Origin of the sequence: Bradyrhizobium mercantei (assembly GCF_001982635.1) — a bacterium.
Lineage (GTDB): Bacteria > Pseudomonadota > Alphaproteobacteria > Rhizobiales > Xanthobacteraceae > Bradyrhizobium > Bradyrhizobium mercantei.
This window is the reverse complement of the sequence record NZ_MKFI01000002.1, coordinates 1157944-1178451: the sequence shown is the minus strand read 5'-3', so window position 1 is coordinate 1178451 and position 20508 is coordinate 1157944. Positions and strand designations below refer to the sequence as shown.

Annotated in this window: 18 protein-coding genes; 1 reads left to right on the top strand and 17 read right to left on the bottom strand. The window is 65.7% G+C overall.

The features are described from left to right. Positions 1-36 precede the first annotated feature (36 nt). The 15 genes from torT to BI327_RS13020 all read right to left on the bottom strand — a co-directional run bounded on the left by torT (position 37) and on the right by BI327_RS13020 (position 16723). A complete protein-coding gene (gene torT, locus BI327_RS13090; RefSeq protein ID WP_076860611.1) occupies positions 37-1143 on the bottom strand; it encodes a TMAO reductase system periplasmic protein TorT in 1107 nt (368 codons plus the stop codon). A 106-nt stretch (positions 1144-1249) separates the two neighbouring features. After that, the gene (locus BI327_RS13085) at positions 1250-3211 is read right to left on the bottom strand and encodes a hydantoinase B/oxoprolinase family protein (protein ID WP_076860610.1); all 1962 of its coding nucleotides are present in this window, start codon (positions 3209-3211) and stop codon (positions 1250-1252) included. A gap of 3 nt (positions 3212-3214) precedes the next feature. Next, positions 3215-5239 (bottom strand): hydantoinase/oxoprolinase family protein, encoded by a 2025-nt coding sequence (locus BI327_RS13080; protein ID WP_076860793.1) that lies wholly within the window; start codon positions 5237-5239, stop codon positions 3215-3217. Positions 5240-5416: 177 nt separating this feature from the next. Continuing rightward, positions 5417-6376, bottom strand: coding sequence for an AraC-like ligand-binding domain-containing protein (locus BI327_RS13075; protein WP_076860609.1), 960 nt, complete (start codon positions 6374-6376; stop codon positions 5417-5419). A gap of 105 nt (positions 6377-6481) precedes the next feature. After that, a complete protein-coding gene (locus tag BI327_RS13070; RefSeq protein ID WP_076860608.1) occupies positions 6482-7447 on the bottom strand; it encodes a LysR family transcriptional regulator in 966 nt (321 codons plus the stop codon). 171 nt (positions 7448-7618) lie between these two features. Then, positions 7619-8596 (bottom strand): 5-oxoprolinase subunit C family protein, encoded by a 978-nt coding sequence (locus BI327_RS13065; protein WP_076860607.1) that lies wholly within the window; start codon positions 8594-8596, stop codon positions 7619-7621. Continuing rightward, entirely contained in the window at positions 8586-9461 is an 876-nt protein-coding gene (locus BI327_RS13060) for a 5-oxoprolinase subunit B family protein (RefSeq protein WP_076860606.1), read from the bottom strand. The genes BI327_RS13065 and BI327_RS13060 overlap by 11 nt, the downstream gene beginning before the upstream one ends. A gap of 42 nt (positions 9462-9503) precedes the next feature. Then, complete coding sequence (locus BI327_RS13055; protein WP_076860605.1) at positions 9504-10904, bottom strand: acetyl-CoA carboxylase biotin carboxylase subunit; 1401 nt, start codon at positions 10902-10904, stop codon at positions 9504-9506. Positions 10905-10912: 8 nt separating this feature from the next. Next, on the bottom strand, positions 10913-11155 hold the full coding sequence (locus BI327_RS13050; protein WP_076860604.1) for an acetyl-CoA carboxylase: 243 nt from the start codon (positions 11153-11155) through the stop codon (positions 10913-10915). 42 nt (positions 11156-11197) lie between these two features. Continuing rightward, on the bottom strand, positions 11198-11926 hold the full coding sequence (locus tag BI327_RS13045) for a LamB/YcsF family protein (protein ID WP_076860603.1): 729 nt from the start codon (positions 11924-11926) through the stop codon (positions 11198-11200). Between the two features lie 93 nt (positions 11927-12019). Further along, positions 12020-13207, bottom strand: a complete 1188-nt coding sequence (locus tag BI327_RS13040; RefSeq protein ID WP_076860602.1) for an ABC transporter substrate-binding protein — start codon at positions 13205-13207, stop codon at positions 12020-12022. Between the two features lie 27 nt (positions 13208-13234). Next, positions 13235-14308 (bottom strand): branched-chain amino acid ABC transporter permease, encoded by a 1074-nt coding sequence (locus BI327_RS13035; protein WP_076860601.1) that lies wholly within the window; start codon positions 14306-14308, stop codon positions 13235-13237. Positions 14309-14311: 3 nt separating this feature from the next. Continuing rightward, complete coding sequence (locus BI327_RS13030) at positions 14312-15226, bottom strand: branched-chain amino acid ABC transporter permease (protein ID WP_076860600.1); 915 nt, start codon at positions 15224-15226, stop codon at positions 14312-14314. A gap of 1 nt (position 15227) precedes the next feature. Beyond that, on the bottom strand, positions 15228-15950 hold the full coding sequence (locus BI327_RS13025; RefSeq protein ID WP_076860599.1) for an ABC transporter ATP-binding protein: 723 nt from the start codon (positions 15948-15950) through the stop codon (positions 15228-15230). Further along, the gene (locus BI327_RS13020) at positions 15947-16723 is read right to left on the bottom strand and encodes an ABC transporter ATP-binding protein (protein WP_245334782.1); all 777 of its coding nucleotides are present in this window, start codon (positions 16721-16723) and stop codon (positions 15947-15949) included. Before BI327_RS13020 ends, BI327_RS13025 begins: the two co-directional genes overlap by 4 nt. Positions 16724-16820: 97 nt before the next feature. Between BI327_RS13020 and BI327_RS13015 the strand changes: the two genes are divergently transcribed. Next, positions 16821-17741: a LysR family transcriptional regulator gene (locus BI327_RS13015; RefSeq protein WP_076860598.1), complete on the top strand. Its 921-nt coding sequence runs from the start codon at positions 16821-16823 to the stop codon at positions 17739-17741. A 33-nt stretch (positions 17742-17774) separates the two neighbouring features. Here the strand turns inward: BI327_RS13015 and pyk are convergent, their stop codons facing one another. Further along, positions 17775-19190: a pyruvate kinase gene (gene pyk / locus BI327_RS13010; protein WP_076860597.1), complete on the bottom strand. Its 1416-nt coding sequence runs from the start codon at positions 19188-19190 to the stop codon at positions 17775-17777. A gap of 3 nt (positions 19191-19193) precedes the next feature. Further along, the gene (locus tag BI327_RS13005; protein WP_076860596.1) at positions 19194-20489 is read right to left on the bottom strand and encodes a glycerate kinase type-2 family protein; all 1296 of its coding nucleotides are present in this window, start codon (positions 20487-20489) and stop codon (positions 19194-19196) included. Positions 20490-20508: the final 19 nt, after the last annotated feature.

The following is a 20508-nucleotide window of genomic DNA, read 5'->3' as shown; positions in this document are numbered from 1 at the left end:
AAGCGGGTGCTCCCGCCTTGATCCGTACTGGCCGAGTTACTTGGCCTTGACCGAATAGACCGGCGTCCAGCTTGCCGGCGCCAGCACGAGGTCCATCTGCAATTTCGGCACGGTGGTCTTGTCGATCACGGTAGCCACCGGCTGGACCAGGCTCATGACCGGCTTCTTCTCGATGAGACGCATCGCCTGGTCGATCGCGATGGCGCCTTCGCCGACGGGGTATTGGGTTGCGAAGGCGAGGATGTCGCCGCGGTTCAGCGCGTCGAGCATGGCCTGGTTCTCGTAGGACGACACGATCTTCAGGTCGCTGCGGCCGGCCTCGGCGACCGCGCCGATCGCGGCTTCGGCGGTCGGTGCGGTGCCCCAGATCACGTTCATGGCGGGATAGGCCTGCAGCGCGTCCTGGATCAGCTGGAGCTGCACGGCGACACCGGAGTCGCCGAACTTCTCAGCCAGGATCTTGGCGTTGGAGTTCTTGGCGATCGCCTTCTTGAAGCCCTCGTTGAACGACTCCGCCCAACCCGAGCCGGCCGGACCGGGGAACGTCACGATGTTGAGCTTGTCGCCGGCTTTGGTCTGCGCCAGCAGACCCTCGCCGGTGACCTCACCCATGGCGACGAAGTCGACATAATTGGCCGCGGGCAGGGCATTGGGCGGCAGCGGATTGGTGACGCCGACCACCGGCACGCCCTTGGCCTTGGCCTCCTCGAACTTCTTGCTGAGGCCCGCGCCGGAGATCGCGCCGACGATGATCGCGTCCGGTCCGCTCGCCATGCAGTCATCGAATTGCGAAAGCTGCTTGGGCAGGTTCTCGTAACCTCCGGCCTCGTAGAGGTTCATGTTGACGTTCATCGCCTCGGCCTGCTTCACGATGCCGTAGGCGACGGCGACCCAGAAACTGTCCTTCATGTGCGGAAACAGCACGCACAGCTTGTAAGGCTTTTCGGCCTTCGGCAGCGGTGTGTAGTCCGCCGGCTTCGGCGTGCCGGATGACGCGTCGTAGACCTTCATGGGAAACCACGGCGTCTCGGCCCCCGCTGCCGCCGGAGCGGCGGCGCCGCCAAGGGCCAGGGCGGCGGCGATGCCGAGCACGGAGCGGATCGGCCACAGCCGGTTGGAAGAAAGGCACGTCGAGATCGTCATAGCGCAATCCTCATGGTTTGAATGAAAGTGCAGGGGGCGACGGCTTCGAGTCCTCTTTGGGTGGATGAACCGCATCGTTTGCCGGCGGCACAGATGCCGATGACGGTCAGCCCGCTTTCCACATCGCGACCGAGCGCCGCTCGAAGGCTTCGCGGAACTGGCGGGTGGATTCGGGCAGCAAGGCACCGGTGCCCCAGTCGAGGATCACCGCGTGGCTGCGGATGACGTCGAGCGCGTCGATCTCTCTGTTGCGGTAACGCTGCGCCACCGTCTCGGGATCGAGCCGGACATTGGCGACGCGCTCAGAGCGGATCCTGGCACGGAGCGCCGCGGTCGCGACCTTGTCGACCTCGTAGTTGCAGAGCTCGGCGTCGATCGTGTGCACCACGACGCCATAATCCTTGGCGGCGCGTTCGACCGAGACATAGTCGTCCTTGATGTCTTCGATCACGAGGTTCGGATCGCGCTCCAGCGGATCGCCGAAGCCGCCGCCGCCGGCGGTCGGGCGCGAGAACACGTCGCCTTCGCCGATCGGCACGTCCGAGAAGATCGAGCCGAGCCGCTCCTCGGCCGCGCTGCCGGCGCGCTTCAGGGTCAGGCCATGCGGCATCGACGGCAGGCCGCCCTCGATGCCCCACACGATGGCGCGCTCGCGGTCGCAGATATAGGAGATCACGGTCTTCTCGGCCTGCAGCATCCGCGACGTCTTCACCACGCCCGCGCCGCCGCGCCATTTGCCCGGGCCGGACGAGTCCTTGAGGATCTCGCACTCGGTGGTCAGGATCGGGTTGGCGCGTTCCTGGCCTTCGACCGGCTGCGACATCAGCCCGGTGCCGAAGCAGGCGGTCGTGACATTGCTGCCGTCCTTGCCGTTGCGTCCGCCCCAGCCGCCGGGCAGCCAGTCGTAGAACATGAAGATCGGCTTGTCGGCGCTGCGGGCGTCGAGACCGCCGGTGAGCAGATATTCCAGATTGAACGCGCAGGCGAGCGCACGCTCCGGCATCAGCTTCGACCACATTTCGTAGATCGAGTTCATGATCTTCTCGAACGGCATCAGGAAGCCGGTGACCGCGATCGGCCATTTGGCATCGACGATCGAGCCTTCGGGCGCGATGATGTCGAAGCAGCGATAGAAGCCGGAATTGAGCGGCAGGTCGGGGAAGAAGGTCTTCATGCCGGCCGCAACCGCCGAGAAGGTCGCGCCGAAGGCCGAGTTGTAGATCGAGCCGATGGTCGGGTGGCTGCCGGTGAAGTCGTAGACCGCGCGGTCGCCCTTGATCGTCATCTTGATGCGGATCGGGATCATGCCTTCGCCGCCGGCCGGATCGCGGTCGATGAAGTCGACCGTTTCCCATTCGCCGTCGGGGAGTGCTGCGATGCGCTGGCGGGCCGAGCGCTCGACATAGTCCTGCACTGCGGCAAGCCCGGTCTCGACGGTGTCGCGGCCGTATTTGCCGACCAGGCGCAGGATCTCGCGCTCGCAGACCGCGGTGGCTTCGGCCTGCGCCTGGATGTCGCCGATGATCGAGGCGGGGTCGCGGGTGTTGGATGCGATCAGATGCGCGACGTCCTTGCGCAGGCCGTTCTTGTCGAACAGGCGGACCGGCGTGATGCGCAGGCCCTCGCGGAACATCTCGCGGGCGGCGACGTCGAACGATCCCGGCACGCTGCCGCCGACATCGGACCAGTGCCCGTTGGACTGGCTGAAGGCGATGATCTTGCCGTCGGCGAAGATCGGGCGGATCAGGCGGACGTCGGAGAAATGCGTGCCGCCGGCATAGGGATCGTTGATCGCGAAGACGTCGCCTTCATGCATGTCGCCCTCGAAATGGCGCATGACGTCCTTGCAGGTGAAATGCAGCGTGCCGACGTGGACGGCGATATCCTGGTTGCCTTGCGCCGCGCATTCGCCGTTGGCGTCGTGCAGTGCGCTCGAGAAGTCGCGGTTGTAAATCACGAAGGAGTAGCAGGTCCGCAGCACCTGTTCGCCCATCTGGTCGACGCTGGTGATGAAGGAGTTCTTCAGAACCTCGAAGGTCACGGGGTCGAGCGGGAGAGCTCCGGCCATGGTTCACTCCTTCACGCGGATGATGATGTTGAGATATTTGTCGACCTCGGCGCTGGCGCCGGGCGGCACGACGGTGGTGGCATCGACCTGCTCGATGATGGCGGGGCCCTGGAAGAAGAAGCCGCAGGGCAGGTCGTCGCGCTGATAGACGGGCGTATCGAGCCCGCTGCCGTCGAACCAGACCCTGCGGCGGCCAACCGGTCCGGGGCTAACGCCGGTCGGCTTGTGAATGGCGAATTCGGCCTTGGGAACCACACCGACCGCCTTCAAATTGAGACGGAAGAAGCTGACCGGCGCGCTGTCGCGGCGGAAATTGTATTCGCGCGCGTGCTCGGCGTGGAAGCTCTGCACGAGATCGGCGATCGCGCCGATCGGTTGCGGTGCGTTGACGGCGAGCGAACGCCACTGGCCGCGATACATCATGTCGATCGAGCGCTGCAGCACGATGTCCTTTTGCGCGACGCCCTCATGGGTCAGCCGCGCGAGCGCGGCCCTTTCGAGTTCCGCGAACTGCGCTTCGATCTCGGTGGCGTCGGCCTCGGCCGCGTCGACCATGCAGCTCTGCGAGAAGTCGTGCTGCATGTCGACGAGCAGGCAGCCGAGCGCCGAGGTCACGCCGGGATTGGGCGGCACGATCACGACGGGGATCGCGAGCTCGCGTGCGACGTCGACCCCATGCAGGGCGCCGGCGCCGCCGAACGCCACCAGCGCGAAGTCACGCGGATCATAGCCACGGCTGATCGAGATCAGCCGCACCGCATCCGACATGTTGGCGTTGGCGACCTTGACGATCGCATCCGCCGCCTCATGCAGGCCGAGGCCGAACGGTTTTGCGACGCCGTCCTCGACAGCCTGCCGCGCCAACTCGGGGTCGAGCTTCACCTTGCCGCCGGCGAGGTCGGTGCCGAGCCGGCCGAGCGTCACATTGGCGTCGGTGTTGGTCGGTTGCGTGTTGCCGTGGCCATAGCAGGCCGGTCCCGGATGGGCGCCGGCCGATTGTGGGCCGTTGCGCAAGGAGCCGGCGGGGTCGGTCCAGGCCAGCGAGCCGCCGCCGGCGCCGATGGTGAGCACCTCGATCGAGGCGAAGCGGATGGGATAGCCGAATTCGATGTGCCAGTCCTTGGTGACGCGCGAGTGGCCCTCATAGGCCAGCGACACGTCGGTGGACGTGCCGCCCATGTCGAGGCCGATCGAGTTGGGAAAGCCGCAGAGGCCCGCGATATGGCGGCTGGCGATGGCGCCGGCGGCAATGCCGGAGCCGGCGAGGCGCGCCGCAAAATCCTTGACGCTGGCGGGCGTCATGACGCCGCCGCCGGTATGCAGCAGCAGGAGATCGCGGGTGTAGCCCTCATCGGCGAGGCGTTCGCCGAGCCGGCTGGTGTAGTTGACGACGACCGGGCTCACGACGGCGTTGGCAACCGTCGTCGAGAACCGCTCATGCTCGAAGATCTCGGGAAGCACCTGCGAGGAGATCGACACCGGGATGTCGGGCATCTCCGCCAGCAGGATGTCGCGCATGGCGCGCTCATTGGCGCCGTTGAGATAGGCGTTCATGAAGCAGACCGCGACGGCGGCGACGCCGCGGCGCTTGAGGATGCGGGCCACCTCGCGCGCGGCTTCAACGTCGAGCGGCTCGATCACCTTGCCGCCGGCATCGACGCGCTCGGGCACGGTCAGGCGGTCGCGCCGCGGCACGTAGGGCCGGACAACGTCCTTGTAGGTGTCCCAGAGGTCTTCCTTGTTGGCGCGCCGGATCTCGATGACGTCGCGGAAGCCCTTGGTGGTGACAACAGCGGTGCGGGGCAGGCGGCGGGTGATCAGCGCGTTGGTGGCAATCGTGGTGCCGTGCGAGAACAGGGCAACCTTGGAGAGATCGATTGCCGCCTTGGACACGCCGCCCATGATGCCTTCGATCGGATCGCGCGTGGAGGAGGTCTTCTCGATGCGGACGAGACCGGTCGTCTCGTCCATGATGCAGATGTCGGTGAAGGTGCCGCCGACATCGACGGCCACACGAAGGGTCTGCACCATGCGTCTTCCTTTCGAACAAGCGTTTCGCCGATCTTAGACAGAGCGGCGGCTCGCCTTCTTGACGCTGAGTGCAGGAAGATTTGTGCGAGAGAGCGCATCGCACCGCGGGCGGCCTGCCCGAACCGGCGGCGGGCAGCCTAAAAATCGATCGGGCAGGTGGTGGGCCGACGGTCCCTAGGAACTGACGGCACGCGAGCTGGCGCGCGCCTCGCTGGGGGTGCAGCCGAACCGGCCGCGATAATTGCGGCTGAACTGCGCCTGGTCGGCAAAGCCCCATTGATAGGCGATTTCCGAGATGCTCTTGCGGCAGCCTGCATCGCGCAGCAGGGCGTCGCACATCGCGAGCCGCTGGTTGCGGATGTAGGCGCAGACGGTCAGGCCCTCGCCCTCGAAGATCTGGTGCAGATAGCGCAGCGAAATGCCGCAGCCATCGGCGATCATCTGCGGCGTGAGCCGCATGTCGTCGAGGCGCGCGCGGATGAACTGCTCGCAGCGCAGCAGATGGCCGTTGCGCACCGAGGACGAGTGGCCGGTCAGCACGCGGTCGTCGGATTCGATGGCCAGCGCAAGCAGCTCGATCAGGTGCTTGCCCATCATCGCGCGCGCCGTCTCGTCCATTTCCTCAATCCGCTCGGCGGAGAGCCGCAGCGTATCGACGAACAGTGCGCCGACGCTGCGGCTGGCGTCGAATTGCAGCGTCGCGAGCCGCTCGGGCCGGGAAATGCGGCCGCGCAGCACTGCGCTCGGGATCTTCAGGCACCACAGCGCTGTCGGATCCTGATGGCTGAATTCGTAGGGCAGATGGCTGCGCTCGATCAGGAATGCGCCGGGACGGCAGTGCACGACCTTGCCGTCCTGCTCGAAGCGGATTTCCGCAAGCTCGGGCACGGTGATCAGGAAGGATTCCTCCCGCTCGCTCAGCAGGTGCCGCTCGTGGCGCTTGTACAGCAGGCCGTTGGCGATGTTGCGCGAGACCGAGAGGGGACCCATCGACCAGGCGCCCAGGCGCGCATTGAAGTCGCGCGTGCTCGGGAAGCGCAGGTCGAGCGAGTAATAGGTTCGGGAAACCACCTCCTGCCAGTACTGGCGGCGGCTCTGCAACGGGATGTCGTTGGTGGTGTAGGTGACTTGCATGTTTCACTCCCCGCCGCCGGCTGTGCCTCCGGTCGTCGCGTCCCGGTGAAAGTGTGGCGAGGACGGCCGGACGGCGTCAAGTCGAATAAAACGGAACCGGATATTCTAGATTTCGATCGCCTCCTCGGCCTGCTGCCGATGATCCATGCTGACAGGGGGCCGGCCCGGCCCCACGCCGGCGACCGCAAAGCGCATGAAGTCGTGGAACGCCTTGGCGGCTTCCGACGGCTTGGTGTCGCGGCGCCAGGCAAGACCGACATCCATGCTGGGCACCTCGTCCTCGATGACGCGGGTTTCGATCCGCTGTCCCTCCAGCGACCACGGCCGGTAGATCAGGTCGGAGAGAATGGCGATGCCCATGCCGCCGGCGACCATGGAGCGCACGGCTTCGACCGAGGAGGTGCGGAACACCGTCTTCGGTTCGAGCGCAGCGTTGCTCCAATAGCGCATCGAGGTGTGCTTGGCCTCGTCGACCGTGAGCATGACGTAGGGATGGGTTGCGATGTCGGCGAGATGGACCCGCTCGGCGCGGGTCAGCGGATGTTCGGGTGCAAGCCACAGCCGGCGCGGCGAGCGCAGCAATGTCTCGCTGCTCAGCATGGCGTTGTCGCGCAGGTTCGAGACCAGCATGACGGCGAGATCGAGCGCGCCGTCGACGAGTGCCCGTTCGAGCACGTCGCGCGGGGCCTCGAACAGCTCGACCGTGATGCCCGGAAAGCTCGCCTGGAAGCGCATCTGATGGCGCGGCAGGAAATAACCCGACACGGTGTAGGTGACGCCGATGCGAACCGTCCCGAACAGCGGTCCGGCGGACATCTGCGTGCTGCGCACCGCTTCGGCGACCGAGGCGAGGATCTGCCGGCCCTGCGACAGGAAGCGGCTGCCTTCCATGGTGACGGTCACGCCGTTCGGCGTGCGCTCCAGCAGGCGGGCGCAGACCGTCGCTTCGAGCTGCTGAATGGCCGCGGTGACCGCGGATTGCGAGACGTTGAGGTCGATCGCCGCCTGGCTGATCCGCCCGGTCTCGGCGGCAGCGACGAAGTAGCGGATTTGTTTCAGAGAAACGGACATCGCATTTGTTCCGATGTTGCCTAACCCATGAGCGGTGTTTCTCAGCCCGGCGCTATGCATTGCAACTCTCGTGCCGACAGGCCTGCGAACGCAGGGGTGACGCCGGCCGTGCGCAATTACCCCGGCGGTGGCCGGGGTCTGTCCTTATCGGATCAGGCCGGCCACCGGCAGTTACGCCAGGGCGCTGTGCAGTCTGCTCAGCAATTCCGATCGGCTCCTGCGGGCCGCCAGCGCCTGATCCATGTCGACCTTGACGAACTTCACCGGCGTGTTGGGCTGAAGCTGGCCGATCAGGTCCATGTCCGCGGCGATGACGGTGCCGACCATGAAATAGCCGCCGCCGGAAACTGCATCACGATGCAGCACGATTGGCTCGGTGCCGCCGGGAACCTGGATCGAGCCGTAGGGATAGCAGGCATCGGTGATGTTGGACGGGTCGGAGCCGGCGCCGAACGGCGGTTCGCGCGGCACGAAGTCGAGCGGCTGGCCGCCCTTGAAGCGATAGCCGATCCGGTCGGCTTCCGGCGCGACCTTCCAGGTGTCGGAGAAGAAGCCGTTGCCGGCCGCCTCGGTGATGCGGTGCCAATAGAGCCCGGGCATCGCGCGCAGCTCGGTCGGCATTCCCGCCGGTTGCCCGCGCAGATCCCTGGCAACGCTGCGGCCGTCCTTGCCCGTCGCGGCGGCATTGCCGACGGGCAACTCGTCGCCGGCCTCGAGCTTGCGGCCCTTGAAGCCGCCGAGCGCGCCGAGCGCGTAGGTCGAGCGCGAGCCGAGAACGACGGGCACATCGATGCCGCCGGCGACAGCGATGTAGCCGCGCGCACCCTGCTTGAGGAAGTCGAAGGAGAGGATCTGGCCGCGCTTGACCTTGAAGCTGGTCCAGGTCTCGCGCAGCTCGCCGTCGAGTTTTGGCGGCAGCTCGGCGCCGGTGACCGCGACGGTGGTGTCCGCGGTGAATTCGAGCTCGGGTCCCATGAATACGGCTTCGAGCACGGCCGCGCCCGCCTCGTTGCCGACCAGCAGGTTGGCGGCGGCCAGCGCGTGACGGTCCATGCCGCCGGAGAGGGGGATGCCGATGTGATAATAGCCGGGACGTCCGAGGTCCTGGACGGTGGTCGCAAGACCCGGCTTCAAAACCTTAACGGCCATGGAGAACTCCATCGAGCTTGCTGTTGTAGGCATCAACGTCGCGGTTGAACTCGGTCAGCGAGAATGAGACGTCGCGGATCACGGGCGCAAAGCGGCCGGCATCGACGTCGGCGACCGCGGCGTCATAGGCCGCCCGGTCGATCGGCTTCCACTTCACGATGTCGCCCGGTTTGAACAGGCACATGAAGTCGCGCAAATAGCTGATGTTCTGGTTGGGATCGTAGATCGGCATCGGCGTGATGCCGAACATCTGATAGCCGCCGGCGCCGCGCACCGAGTAGATGCAGCTGAAGCAGCCGCCATGCCCGACGGTGAGTTTCGGCGTGTCGGTGCGCGGGCGCAGATATTTCGGCGCCTGAAGCTGCCGCTTGCGCTCGACCATCTGGTAGAGGAAGGGCAGGCCGGCGACGAAGCCGACCATCGAGACGAACCAGGGCGCGCTGGAATGCGCCTTGATGAAGGCGTCGACGCTGTCGAGGCCGTTGATGCGCGCGGCGTATTCGAGGTCGGTGCCTTCAGGATTCTGATGACGCTCGCGGAAACGCATCAGGGTCTCGTGCGTCCAGGGATCGTTGTAGAGCACGGGAATCTCGATGATCCGAGTCTTGATGACCGGTTCGGATTTCTCGGATGCGGAATCCAGCCGCTTCAGCTCGGTCAGCAGATCGTCCGGCTTGATCTGATCGGGATCGAACTTCACTTGATAGGACGCGTTCGCCGGACAGATCTCGGTCACGCCCTTGATTTTGGCGTCGCGCACCGCATTGGTGATGAACAGGCTCTTGAAGAAGGCTTCGAGCGACATCGCTTCGCCGACCTCGGCAAAAATGTGCTCGTCGCCGCCGAAGGAAAATCGGGTTTGCATGCTAGCGGCCTCCTGTTGCTGACGGGGCGGATTGTCTCGTGATCATGGGGCGACCTTTGCGGCCAATGGGGGCTCGTCCGTGGCAAGGGCGGCAGCGTGGGACTCCAGCCATGGCTCGAGCCAGGCCGTATGGAAGCGCCCGGCCTTCACGTCGGCGTCGCGCGTCAAGGCCTGGTGCAGTGGCTTTGTCGTGAAAATGCCCTCGACGTGGAGTTCGGCGAGCGCGCGCTCGAGCTTTCGGATGGCGCCCGGGCGATCCCTGTCGTGCACGATCAGCTTGCCGAGCAGGCTGTCGTAGAACGGCGGCACCGTGTAGCCCTGATAGAGCATGCTGTCGAAGCGCACGCCGTCACCGCCGGGGACGCCGAGCGCGCTCACCGTGCCGGGGTTCGGCAGGAAGTTCCGGGCGGGGTCCTCGGCATTGATACGGACCTCGATCGCATGGCCGGTGACGCGCACCTCGTCCTGGCGGAAGCGCAGGGGCTCGCCGCCGGCGATCCGGATCATCTCGCGGACGAGGTCGATGCCGGTGACCATTTCGGTGACGGGATGCTCGACCTGGATGCGGGTGTTCATCTCCAGGAAATAGAACGCGCCGGTGGTGTCATCATAGAGATATTCGAGCGTCCCGGCACCGCGGTAATTGACGGCCCTGGCAAGCGCGACGGCCGAGGTGCAGAGTTTTTCACGCACGGCCTGGGTCAGCGAGGGCGAGGGCGCCTCTTCCCAGACCTTCTGGCGGCGGCGCTGCAACGAGCATTCGCGCTCGAAGCAATGGATCACGTTGTGTCCGTCGCCGAGCACCTGAACCTCGATGTGCCGCGCGCCTTCGACGAGCTTTTCGACATAGAGCCCGCCATCGCCGAATGCCGCGAGCGCCTCGGCCTGTGCTTGCGGCATCAGATGATGGAATTCCTCGGCCGAGCGCGCGATGCGGATGCCGCGTCCGCCACCGCCGGCGGCGGCCTTGATCATCACGGGGAAGCCGGTCCGCTCGACCAGAGCGAAGGCCGCGTCCGCCGATTCCAGCCGCCCCTGGCTGCCGGGGACGGTCGGTACGCCGGCTGAGGCCGCGGCCTCGCGTGCCGCGACCTTGTCGCCCATCAGCCGGATCGAGTGCGCGGTCGGGCCGACGAAGATCAGTCCGGCGGCCTCGGTCGCGGCGGCGAACTCGGCGTTCTCGGCCAGGAAGCCGTAGCCGGGATGAATGGCATCGGCGCCACTGCTCTGCGCCGCGGCCAGGATCGCCGCCTGGTTGAGATAGGATTTCGACGCCTGCGGCGGCCCGATGTCGACCGCTTCGTCGGCAAGCCTGACCGCAAGCGAATCCTTGTCGGCCTTGCTGTGGACCTGGACGGTCGCAATGCCGAGCTCGCGCGCTGCGCGGATGATGCGCACCGCGATCTCGCCGCGATTGGCTATGAGGAGCTTCTTGATCGCCACCGGTGGCCTCAAACGTCGATTTCGGCGATCGGCTGGCCGGCCATCACGGCGTCCTCGTTCTCGGCCAGGAAGCGGATGATCTTGCCGGCGATGCCCGCCTTCACCTCATTGAAGGATTTCATCACCTCGATCAGCCCGATCGTGTCGTTGTCGGCGACGACGTCGCCGTCGTTCTTGTAGACCGGCTTGTCGGGCGCGGGCTTGCGGTAAAAGATGCCCGGGAGCGGCGAGAAGATCTGCTGCGTTGCCATGGTTTCCTCTTGAGGTGATTGCTTGGTTGTTGGCGCGACGGCTCAGCGCGCGGTGAGATAGGGGCGGACCGCTTCGCGAACCGCCTCCGCGATGGCGACGGCGTTCGGCGTGTCGGAGTGGATGCAGATCGAATCGGCGCCGACCATGATGTCGTTGCCGGCCACCGTGCGCGTCTTGCCTTCATTGACGGCCCTTGCGCATCGGGTGGCGGCATCGGCCGGATCCTTGGCCTCGTGCTCGCGCGTGATGATCAGGCTGCCGTCGGCATTGTAGTCGAGGTCGGCATAGTATTCGGCGACGAAAGCGTGGCCGCGCCGCTCATAGACCTGCTGGTGCAGCGTTCCCTTCATGCCGAGCAGCGGCACCTTGTAGACATCGGCGGCGTCGGCCACGGCCTCGGCGATCTCCTCGTTGCGCGATGCCATGCCGTAGAGCGCGCCATGCGGCTTGATGTGATTGAGCGGCATGCCCTCGGCATCCAGGAACGCCTTGAGCGCACCGATCTGATAGAGCAGACAGTTGGCCAGCTCCTCGCGGCTGATCTTCATCTCCCGGCGGCCAAATCCCTGCAAATCCGGCAGCGAGGGATGTGCGCCGACCTTGACGCCGAACTGCCTGGCGAGCTGTACGGTCTTGCGCATGTGATTGAAGTCGGAGGCATGAAAGCCGCAGGCGACGTTGGCGACGTCGATATGCGGCATCAGCGCCTTGTCGTCACCCATCTTGTAGAGGCCGTAGGCCTCGCCCATGTCGCAGTTGATCACGACCATCTCCTGAGTTCCTTCCAAAAGGCTCTTGCATATGACCGGAGGCAAGGTCGCCCCGGGGGTGCGCTGGCGCCCCCGGGGCGGCACATTGCCGGGTTACTTGGACACCAGATAGTCGAGCGGAATCTTTTCCGAGATCGTCCACTGGTCGATCACCTTCGGCTTGCCGGCCTCGGTGTCGACGATCAGGTAACGGCCCTGGTTCTGGTGGTGGATGTCCTTGGTGAAGGTGCGCGGCCCGAACAGCGTGGGCTCGTTGTTCATCTTCTCGAGCTCGGCCACGACCGCCGCCGCGTCGGTCGATTTGGCGCGCTGGACCGCCTTGGCCCAGACGTCGATCAGGACGTAGCCCGGATAGACGTACTGGCTGGACGGGTCGCCGCCGGTGACCTCCTTGTACTTCTTGTTGAACTCGTTGACCTTCGGGTTCGGATCGTCGCCGTAGACCGAGCCCTGCACGGGAACGTAGAAGTTCGAGAGGTCAGGCACGGCGTTCATCCAATAGCTGCCGTCGACACCCGAACCGTTGAGGATCATCGACTTGATGCCCGCGGCGCGGATCTGCTTGATGGCCGAGACGGCGCCCGGCATCATCGTGCAGAGCATGATGGCGTCGGGCTCCTGCGGCAGGCCCTTGATCCGCGTGATCTGCGAGGCGATCGAGGCATCGTCGTTCTTGAAGGTGTCGCTGCCGACCAGCTTGGCGTCCTTCAGGCGCGGCAGCATCCAGTCGAAGCCGTCGCAGATACCCTTGTTGTACACGGTCCAGCTGTCGAGCAGCCGGTAGAAGCTGCGTGCGTTCTTCTTGGTGTAGGCCCATTCCGACATGGTCGCGCCCTGCACCGGCGCCAGCACGGAGGCCGAGAACGAGAACGGGCCGACGCCGGGGATGCCGGCCTTGATCGATTCGGCGCAGAGGAAGAACGAGACCTTGCCGGCCGCCTGCGCCTGCAGCGCCGCGGGCGCACCGAAATCATAGTCGCAGGAGACGATGACGAGATCGGCGCCCTGGTCGAGCACCGCGAGGCCGGCCTTGGCGCCTTCGGCCTGATCGGTCTTGGTGTCGGCGAACACCGGCTTGAGCTTCTTGCCGAGCAGGCCGCCGGCCTTGTTGATCTCGTCGATCCGGATCAGCGCCGCATCCTGCGCCGGCTTGTCATAGGCCTGCATGAATCCGGATGCCGCGGTCGCAAATCCGACGACGATCTCGTCGGCCGCCTGGGCCGGCGTGAACCAGAGCGCGGATGCCCCGGCCAGGATACTGAGCAATGTCGCAAAACGCATAGGCCACTCCTCCAATTGTTCAAAACGTCAGTGCAGTTCCTTGAGCGCGGTCTGGACCGGGCGTGGGATGCGCCGCTGCAACGGCCAGCGGCGCCAGGAGAATTCCCGGTTGCGGGTCAGTCCGGTCGGCAGGTACATCAGGATCACGATGGTGATGATGCCGATCGCGATCTCCTGCGCGCCGTTCGGCAAGCCGATGATGTGGCCGCCGAGGCTGATGCCCTTCTCGAGATTGCGGAACAGCTCGATCAGCACCGATATCGCGACCACGCCCGAGACGGCGCCGCTGAGGCTGTACATGCCGCCGACCACCAGCATCGACAGCGTGATGAAGGTGGTGCGCAGATAGAATGCGCCGGGATTGACGATGCTCAGGAAATGCGCGTACAGCGCGCCGGCGAGCCCGATGATGAAGGCGCTGACGACGAAGGCGATCAGCCGCTCGCGGACGATGTCGATGCCGGAGGCGCTGGCCGCGACCGCTTCGTCGCGCGTAGCGCGAAGCGCGAGCCCCGAGCGCGAGATCGAGTAGAGATAGGCGATCGCAATCGCCACGCCGCCGCCGATCCATCCGGTCCAGACATTCATGGTGGGCGGAATGCCGACGATCGATCCTTGTCCGCCGGTCACCGAGTCCCAGTTCGAATAGACATTGTTGATGACGCCGAGCAGGCCGAAGGTCGCGATCGAGGCGGCGATGCCCGACAGGCGCATGATGACGCGCCCGACGATCAGCGCGAACAATGCGGCAAACAGGCCGGAGATCGGCGTCGCCACCCACATCGGCAATTGCGCATGGAGCAGCCAAGTCGGCAGACCCTTGAGCGTGATCGACTTCATGACCGGCGGAATCGTGAGCCAGGCGGTCGTGTAGGCGCCGAGGCACATGAAGCTGATATGGCCGAACGACAGCAGGCCCGAATTCCCGACGAAGACGTAGAGGCCGACCACCACCATGATGTTGATGAACATCTCGACCACGGTGCGGTTGAACGCCCGGCTGCCGAATTGATAGGTGAGGGCGGCCATGATCAGCAGCGCCACGATCAGCACGATCGGCGTGATGATCGTTTGCCGGATGACGGACGGCCGCTGCGACATCGATCAGACCCTCTGCTTGGCGGATTTTGGTGCGAATAGGCCCTGCGGCCGCACCAGAAGGACGACGATCACGGCGCCGTAGACGAAGGCGTCCCGGAACACCCGGGCGTCGTGCGGCAGGGTCGCCTGGAACACGACGCTGGCGGCACCGATCAGGAAACCGGCGGCAACGGCGCCCGGAATACTGCCGAGGCCGCCGATCACGGTCGCGATGAACGCGATCAGCATGACGTTGGCGCCCATGCCGATGTCGGCGGTGCCGGAATTGGTTGCCAGGATCAGGCCGATCGCCGCGGCCAGCATGCCGCTGATGGCGAAGGCGAGCAGGATCACGCCGTTGGCGCGGACCCCGAGCATGCGCGCCATGGTGAAATTATCGGCTGCCGCGCGCATCTCGAGCCCGTAGCGGGTGCGCTTGAGGAACAGGACCAGGATCACCAGCACGGCCAGGGTGATGATGATGGTCACGACCTGGAGCATCGGGATGTGGGCGCCGAGGAATTCGACCGGCAGGCCGAGGCTCGGCCACAGCGTGATCGACTTCGGCCGGCTGGAAAACAGCATCAAGAGGAGGTGGCGGATGACGAAGCCGAGCGCGAAGGATGCGATCATCATCGTCGCCGGATTGGCGTTGCGGAAGCGGCGGAAGACGACGACCTCCGACAGGATCGACAATGCGGCTCCGATCAACAGCAGCAGCGGGATCAAGAGATAGAACGGCAGCCGGCCGGCGAAGACGACCGCCGCCGCATCGATCGACGGCCACAGCATGGCGAAGACGCAAAAGGCGATGAAATCGCCATGGGCGAAGTTGACGAGCCGCATCACGCCGAAGATCAGGGCGATCCCGAGCGCGCCGAGCGCATAGAGGCTGCCGAGGCTCAGCGCGTCGAAGATGATCTGGAGCAGCTCGCGCATCTCAATGATCTCCAAAGCCGAAATAGCTCTGCTTCAGGCGATCATCCCGGACCATCTCGGCCGCGGGGCCCTCGAGCACGATGCGGCCGCCGCGGATCAGGACCATCCGCCCGCCGGTCATCATGGCGCGCGTCGAGCTCTGCTCGACGATCAGCAGCGTGAGCTTGCGCTGTGCCCGCAGCCGCAGCAGGATCTCGTAGACCTGGTCGATGATCTTCGGCGCGAGGCCGAGCGACGGCTCGTCGATCGCCATGATGCGCGGCGCGGCCATCAGCGCGCGGCCGATCACCAGCATCTGTTGCTGGCCGCCGGACAGCATGCCGGCCGGGGTGTGGCGGCGCTCGGCCAGCATCGGGAATTCCTGGTAGACCTGATCCAGGTCGTCGGCGATCTTCCTGCGATCGGCGCGCATGCCGGTGCCGACCTTCAGATTCTCCTCGATCGTCAGCGCGCCGAAGACGTTGCGCCCCTCGGGCACCAGCGAAAATCCGCGGCGGGCGATGTCCTCGGGCGCCGCACCGGTGATCTTCGCGCCGTCGATCGCGATCGACCCAGAACCCGTCGGTACGACGCCTGCGATGGCGTTGAGCAGCGTCGACTTGCCGGCGCCGTTCGGGCCGGTGACGAACAGGATCTCGCCCTCATCGACCTTCAGCGTCACGCCGCGGAGCGCCGTGAGGCGGCCATAGCTCACCGTGATGTCGTCGACGGCGAGGGCTGTCATGACGCGGCGGCCACTTCGGCGGTGACCTGTGCGATCAATTCGTCGCGCTGCGTGCCCATATAGGCATGCCGAACCGCATCGCTGTCGCGGATCTGAGCGGGCGGGCCGACTTCGATGACCTCGCCGGAATCGAGGACGAAAATGCGCTCGCAGAGCTCGAGCACCAAGCCGATATTGTGCTCGATCAGCAGCACGCCGACATTGAGCTCGCCTGCGATCCGGCGAATGATCGCAGCGAGTTCGTGGCTCTCGTGCTCAGACATTCCCGCCGCGGGTTCATCGAGCAGCAGATAGCGCGGCGTGCACATGATCGCGCGGCCGATCGCGACGCGGCGCTCGTCGGTGTAGGGCAGCGCGCCGGCAATGGTGCCGGCAAGATGCGAAATGCCGAGCCAGGCCATCACCCGTTCGGCCTCCTCGATCGCGTCATGGCGGGTTTGACCGAGGCCGACGCCGGTCACTTCCAGGTTGTCCGTCACCGGCAGCTCTCGGAAAAGGCGGCCCGACTGGAAGGTTCGCGCCACGCCTTTGCGTCGCAGCATGTGCGCTGCAATGCCGTCGAGCGTCTCGCCCTCCAGCCTCACGGTGCCGGCGCCGACCGGCTGGAAGCCCGTCAGCACATTGATAAGAGTGGTTTTGCCGGCCCCGTTGGGGCCGATCAGTCCGACGATGCGACCTCGTGGCACGGCCAAAGTGACGTTGGACAGGGCTTTCAGGCCTTCAAATTGGACGCTGACGTCGCGAGAGACCAACTCCAAACCATCGGACATCATCTCAACGCCTTCTCGCCCGCAACCGCCGGATTGATTTTTCCGATCCACCGGGGGATTGTAAAATTCGAAATATCGTTCGCTGATATCGGAAATTTTTATGTCTCTGACGTTCCGTCAGGTCCGGCACTTCATTGCAACTGCCGAGACCGGGCGGGTGTCGGCGGCCGCGGCGGCGCTCGGCGTGACGCAATCGGCTGTCACCGCGTCCATCAAGGCGCTCGAGGCCGAGCTCGGCCACAAGCTGTTCGACCGTCACTCGAACGGGGTGACGCTGACCTTCGACGGACGCGAGTTCTTGCAGCGCGCCCGCGCCATCGAGTCGAGCGTATCGGATGCGGTGCGCGGACCGACCCGCTGGGGAACGCAGGTCGACGGCACCGTCGATGTTGCCGTCAGCTACACCGTCGCCGGATATTTCCTGCCGCCGCTATTGTCGCGCTTCTGGCGATCGTTTCCGAACATCACGGTGCGGCTGCACGAATTCTCGCGCGACGCGATCGAGCAGAGCCTGATCAGCGGCAGCGTCGATGCGGCGATCATGCTGATCGCGAATTTGCATGACCGGCACTCCATTCGTTCGCGGCTGTTGCTGCGCTCGCCGCGCCGCCTGTGGACCTGCGTCAATCATCCGTTGCTGCGCAAGGACAGCATCAAGCTCGCGGACCTCGCGGGCGAACCCTATCTGATGTTGACCGTCGATGAAGCCGAGCGTTCCGCGATGCGTTACTGGCAACATACCGCGCATGTGCCGAACGTCATCTTCCGTACCCTGTCGGTCGAGGCGGTCCGCAGCATGGTCGCAACCGGCATGGGAATCACCATCCTGTCCGACATGGTCTACCGTCCGTGGTCGCTCGAGGGACATCGCATCGACCTCAAGACGCTCGATGACGATGTCCACACCATGGATGTCGGGCTTGCCTGGAAGGACAACACCAAGCTGTCGCCCGCGGCCCGCGCGTTCTGCGAGTTCGTGGCCCATTCCTATCCCGGATCCGAGCCGGTCCAGTTTGAATAGCGACTGCGGCCCTCTCGCAGCCAGGCTCGAAACTCAGGGCAGCGAGACGACGCGCAGATTGTTGGTCGTTCCCGCCTGCGCAAAGGGAATGCCGGCGACGACGACCAGCAGGTCCCGGCTGGATGCGAACTGCTCCGCACGCGCAAACGCCGTCGCGCGCTCGACCATCTCCTCATAGCTCTTGACGTCGTCGGACAGCACGCTGTGCGCTCCCCACAGCAGGCACATGCGGCGCGACACTTCGCGGCTTGGGGTGATGGCGAGGATCGGCAGGCTCGGCCGCTTGCGCGCGACGCGTGCGGCGGTGGTGCCGCTCGACGTATAGGCCACGATGGCTGCGGCGTGGATCACCGAGGCGAGATCGGCAGCGGCGGTTGCCACGGCATGCGGCGCGGTCTGCTCTTCGCCGGGCTGGGTCGCCTCGACGATCGAGCGGTACATCTTGTGCTGCTCGGTGCTGCGGATGATGCGGTCCATCATCTCGACCGCCTCGCGCGGATAGCGGCCCGTCGCCGATTCCGCCGACAACATCACGGCGTCTGCGCCATCATAGATGGCGGTCGCGACGTCGGAGACTTCCGCACGCGTCGGCGTGGGCGCCGCGACCATCGAGTCCAGCATCTGGGTGGCGACGATCACGGGCTTCACCGCGAGCCGGCAGGCCCGCACCAGCTCCTTCTGACGGCCCGGCACGTCCTCGTGCGGGATTTCGACGCCGAGGTCGCCGCGGGCAACCATGATGGCGTCGCAGAGCTGGATGATGTCGTCGATCCGCTCGAGCGCCGCCGGCTTCTCGATCTTGGCCATCACGCCGGCGCGGTCGCCGATCAGGCCTCTCGCCTCGATGATGTCGGAGGGCTTCTGCACGAATGACAGGGCGACCCAATCGACGCCGAGGTTGAGGCCGAACTCCAGATCGAGGCGATCCTTCTCGGTCAGCGGCGACAGATCGAGCACCGTTCCCGGCAGATTGACGCCCTTGTGGTTCGAGATCGTGCCGCCCACCACCACCTTGGCGTCGATGAAATCGTCACCGAGCCCGGTGACGCGAACGCGGACCCGGCCGTCGTCGATCAGCAGGTCATGGCCAGGGGCAACGGCGGCAAAGATCTCCCGGTGCGGGAGGGGAATCGAGGACCGGTCGCCGTCCGATCCGGACAGCACGAACCGGATGGTTTCGCCGGCCGCCGCGATAATCTTGCCATCGCGCAAGGTCCCGACGCGGATTTTCGGACCCTGGAGGTCCATCAGAATGCCGATCGGCCGGCCGACCTCCTGTTCCAGCTTTCGGATCGCCGCGTGGATGCGCGCGTGGTCGCTCTGCGTTCCGTGGCTGAAGTTCAGGCGGAACGTGTCGACGCCGGCCAGCAGCAATGCCTTGAGCATCTCGGGGGAACTGCTGGCTGGGCCGACGGTTGCGACGATCTTGGCCCGTCGATGACGACGCATGGGTTACCTCATTGCTGGCTTGCCGGCTGCAATCAGCACGGCTCTGACATCGTTGACATTGGTAAGCGTTGGCCCGGTGCGCACGAGGTCTCCAAGGCGGTCGAAGAATGTGTAGCTGTCATGGGCCGCCAGGTAAGCCCGTGCGTCGAGGCGATCAGCGGCGGCGCGCCGCAGCGTATCAGGACCGATCAAAGCTCCAGCCGCGTCTTCCGTTCCATCAATTCCATCGCTGTCTCCGGCAATGGCCCAGATATCGGACGCGCCGGAGAGGGCGACGGCAAGTCCCAGCAGGAACTCGGTGTTGCGGCCGCCGCGGCCGGCCGGTCCACGGCCGATCATGACCGTCGTCTCTCCACCGGAGAGCAGAACTGCGGGAGCCGGGCCCGGTTGCGCCTGTGTGACGACCGAACGGGCGATGCCGGCCATCACGGTTCCGAGCTCGCGCGCCTCGCCTTCGATGGCGTCCCCGAGAATGATCGGATGAAGACCTTCGTCGCGGGCCGTTCTGGCTGCTGCGTCCAGCGCGAGGAACGGCGCGGCGAGGATGCGGACATCGGCATCGATCTCGCCGGGCTTCGGCGTCTCATCGGCCTGGGCGAGGACACGCTGCGCGGCATCCGGCAGGTCGATTGCAAACCGCCTGACGATCTCCCGCGCATCAGCTCTGGTGCTGGGGTCCGGAAGCGTGGGACCGGACGCGATTGCCGCCGGGTCGTCGCCGGGAATGTCTGATATCACAAGCGTGGTGAGACGTGCGGGACGGGCGGCCAGCGCCAGCCGTCCGCCCTTGATCGCGGACAGATGCTTGCGGACGACGTTCATCTCGGCAATCGTCGCGCCGCTTGCGAGCAGCGCCCGGTTCACCGCCTGCTTGTCGGCGAGGGTCATCGAGGCCGCAGGCAGGGTCATCAGCGCCGAGCCGCCACCGGACATCAGGGCGATGACGAGATCATCGGCCGAAAGTCCCTCGACGGCACGCAGCATGCGACGCGCAGCCGCCTCGCTCGAGCCATCGGGCACGGGGTGAGACGCCTGGAGCACTTCGATGCGGCCCGCTGGAACCGAATGGCCGTGGCGCGTCACCACGACACCCGAAAGCGCGACGTCGGGCCATGCCGCGTCGAGGCCCGCGGCCATCGCAGCCGATGCCTTGCCGGCGCCGACGACGATGCATCGGCCCTTCGGCTTTGCCGGCAAGGCGCCGGCGATCGTGATCCTGGGATCAGCGCTGGCGACGGCGGCGTCGAAGATTCTCCGCAGTGCGGTCCGTGCTCGCACGTCGGTCCATTGGTCGTTCAATCCTGCGCTCCCGGCCGAG

What these genes read in the sequence shown, in the direction of transcription:
- torT (WP_076860611.1), bottom strand. Translation starts at nt 1,143, where the DNA reads ATGACGATCTCGACGTGCCTTTCTTCCAACCGGCTGTGGCCGATCCGC.
- BI327_RS13085 (WP_076860610.1), bottom strand. Translation starts at nt 3,211, where the DNA reads ATGGCCGGAGCTCTCCCGCTCGACCCCGTGACCTTCGAGGTTCTGAAG.
- BI327_RS13075 (WP_076860609.1), bottom strand. Translation starts at nt 6,376, where the DNA reads ATGCAAGTCACCTACACCACCAACGACATCCCGTTGCAGAGCCGCCGC.
- BI327_RS13070 (WP_076860608.1), bottom strand. Translation starts at nt 7,447, where the DNA reads ATGTCCGTTTCTCTGAAACAAATCCGCTACTTCGTCGCTGCCGCCGAG.
- BI327_RS13065 (WP_076860607.1), bottom strand. Translation starts at nt 8,596, where the DNA reads ATGGCCGTTAAGGTTTTGAAGCCGGGTCTTGCGACCACCGTCCAGGAC.
- BI327_RS13060 (WP_076860606.1), bottom strand. Translation starts at nt 9,461, where the DNA reads ATGCAAACCCGATTTTCCTTCGGCGGCGACGAGCACATTTTTGCCGAG.
- BI327_RS13050 (WP_076860604.1), bottom strand. Translation starts at nt 11,155, where the DNA reads ATGGCAACGCAGCAGATCTTCTCGCCGCTCCCGGGCATCTTTTACCGC.
- BI327_RS13045 (WP_076860603.1), bottom strand. Translation starts at nt 11,926, where the DNA reads ATGGTCGTGATCAACTGCGACATGGGCGAGGCCTACGGCCTCTACAAG.
- BI327_RS13040 (WP_076860602.1), bottom strand. Translation starts at nt 13,207, where the DNA reads ATGCGTTTTGCGACATTGCTCAGTATCCTGGCCGGGGCATCCGCGCTC.
- BI327_RS13035 (WP_076860601.1), bottom strand. Translation starts at nt 14,308, where the DNA reads ATGTCGCAGCGGCCGTCCGTCATCCGGCAAACGATCATCACGCCGATC.
- BI327_RS13030 (WP_076860600.1), bottom strand. Translation starts at nt 15,226, where the DNA reads ATGCGCGAGCTGCTCCAGATCATCTTCGACGCGCTGAGCCTCGGCAGC.
- BI327_RS13025 (WP_076860599.1), bottom strand. Translation starts at nt 15,950, where the DNA reads ATGACAGCCCTCGCCGTCGACGACATCACGGTGAGCTATGGCCGCCTC.
- BI327_RS13020 (WP_245334782.1), bottom strand. Translation starts at nt 16,723, where the DNA reads ATGATGTCCGATGGTTTGGAGTTGGTCTCTCGCGACGTCAGCGTCCAA.
- BI327_RS13015 (WP_076860598.1), top strand. Translation starts at nt 16,821, where the DNA reads ATGTCTCTGACGTTCCGTCAGGTCCGGCACTTCATTGCAACTGCCGAG.
- pyk (WP_076860597.1), bottom strand. Translation starts at nt 19,190, where the DNA reads ATGCGTCGTCATCGACGGGCCAAGATCGTCGCAACCGTCGGCCCAGCC.